Annotated in this window: 3 protein-coding genes; all 3 read right to left on the reverse strand. The window is 45.3% G+C overall.

Translation table 11 applies throughout. From position 1 onward, the window contains the following. Positions 1–73: 73 nt before the first annotated feature. Positions 74–1090 (reverse strand): ACR3 family arsenite efflux transporter, encoded by a 1017-nt coding sequence (arsB, locus tag A3738_RS11940; RefSeq protein ID WP_068502791.1) that lies wholly within the window; start codon positions 1088–1090, stop codon positions 74–76. Between the two features lie 24 nt (positions 1091–1114). Beyond that, a complete protein-coding gene (locus tag A3738_RS11945; protein ID WP_231876510.1) occupies positions 1115–1591 on the reverse strand; it encodes an arsenate reductase ArsC in 477 nt (158 codons plus the stop codon). A gap of 129 nt (positions 1592–1720) precedes the next feature. After that, positions 1721–1992, reverse strand: a 272-nt coding sequence (locus tag A3738_RS11950) for an AraC family transcriptional regulator (RefSeq protein WP_156504223.1), incomplete at its 5' end; no start/stop codon positions are given.

Below are 1992 nucleotides of genomic sequence, written 5' to 3' on the forward strand. Positions count from 1 at the left end.
GGGTAGATCTGAAGATACTGAGAGATAGGGATTGGGGTCCGAGTACTAGTACTCGGACCCCAATGTTGGAGGTTTAGTCAAACCATCTGCGCGTTTTATTGACGAATGCAACCAGCGACAACATCACTGGAACTTCTACCAATACACCTACAACCGTTGCAAGGGCTGCTCCAGAGTGTAAGCCAAAAAGTGAAATGGCGACTGCGACGGCAAGTTCAAAGAAGTTTGATGTGCCAATTAAACATGCGGGTGCGGCAACATTATGCGGAAGCTTTAAGGTTTTTGCTGCGCCGTAACCGACGGCAAAAATGAAGTAGGTTTGAATCAAAAGTGGGATTGCAATCAACACAATCGCCAAGGGTTGGTTCAAGATAGTTTGCGCTTGGAAGCCAAACAACAATACAACAGTGGCAAGCAGGCCGGTGACTGACCAAGGTTTTATCTGGCTCAAGAACTGCTCTAATTTTTCATGGTTGTCGGGTTTATCGAGCTTCTTGCGGGTGATAACGCCTGCGACTAACGGAATGACGACATAGAGTAATACCGAGAGTAATAGTGTTTCCCACGGCACAGTAATGTCACTCAGGCCAAGCAAAAATGCGGCGATTGGCGCGAAGGCAAAGATCATAATGAGATCGTTTACAGACACTTGAACCAATGTGTAATTTGGATCGCCCTTCGTGAGTTGGCTCCATACAAACACCATGGCGGTACAGGGTGCAACGCCCAGCAATATCATTCCCGCGATATATTCGGAGGCAGTTTGAGGGTCAACCATGTCCGCGAAAATGACTTTAAAGAACAGCCAGCCAAGTGCAGCCATTGTGAAAGGTTTAATCAACCAGTTGATGACAACTGTCAGCACTATACCTTTGGGTTTTTTACCGACCTCTTTGACGGCACTAAAATCGATTTGCACCATCATCGGATAGATCATGAGCCAGATAAATAAGGCCACAGGTATATTCACATGGGCATATTCAAATCCGGCAATCGCTTCAAAAGTGGAGGGTGCGAGCACACCTAACAATATTCCTGCACCAATGCTTAAGGCGACCCAGACGCTAAGGTAGCGTTCAAAAATTCCCATTGTAGATCCTTTTAGAAATTTGAATTAAGCCAAAGACTCTTTTATTTGAGCGATAAACGACTCGCGATCACTTGTGTCAAAACTGAGCATTTTCTGGACGCGCGCTTCGATCTCTTTAATGCAGGCATCAAAGGCTACTTTCTGATCTTCCTCGCTGCCTTCAACTTTTGACGGATCTGCTAGGCCCCAGTGCAGTTTCACTTGTTTCCCAAACCAAACTGGGCAGGCCTCTTTCGCTGCTTGATCGCACACGGTAATCGCGATATCGATCCCTTCGTCTAATAAGTCTGGTGAGAACTCATCCCAAGATTGGCTTTTTAAGCCTTCGGTTTCATAGCCATGCTCTTTCAAATATTGAATGCTCAAGGGGTGAACTTGGCCGCTAGGGCTGCTACCTGCGCTATAGGCTTTTAACTTCTGATCACCGAGTTTATTGGTGATTGCTTCACTAAGAATGCTGCGACAACGATTATGAGTGCAAATGTAGAGCATGGAGATCATGGTGCTTCTCAAAGACGAAAACACCATAGTATAGAGCAAATTTAATGACAGTTTTATTGCTAGGTGGTTGTTGTTTGCTCGGAAGCAAGGCTGAAGAAGCTTAGCTCACCTAAATGCGGATAATAAGCCTCAAGGTCGATAAAAATTGGGCGTTTGTTTTGTCCACTTTTTAAATGCGTTGCAGAAATTTGCCGCGTCTGAAAAGCCCAATTCGAAGGCAATATCTTCATTGGTAAAGTCGCCTTGTTGAAGCATTGCGATCGCAATTTGGCAACGAATTTTGCCCATCAAAGTATTGTAATTTAGACCGATCTTTCCAAGTTTTCGTCGGAAGGTGCGTTCACTCATACACATGGCTTCGGCAATGGCTTTGGAGTTAGGGTAGCTATCGCCGTCATTTC

This window comes from Oleiphilus sp. HI0066 (genome assembly GCF_001635725.1).

What these genes read in the sequence shown, in the direction of transcription:
- A3738_RS11945 (WP_231876510.1), bottom strand. Translation starts at nt 1,591, where the DNA reads ATGATCTCCATGCTCTACATTTGCACTCATAATCGTTGTCGCAGCATT.
- arsB (WP_068502791.1), bottom strand. Translation starts at nt 1,090, where the DNA reads ATGGGAATTTTTGAACGCTACCTTAGCGTCTGGGTCGCCTTAAGCATT.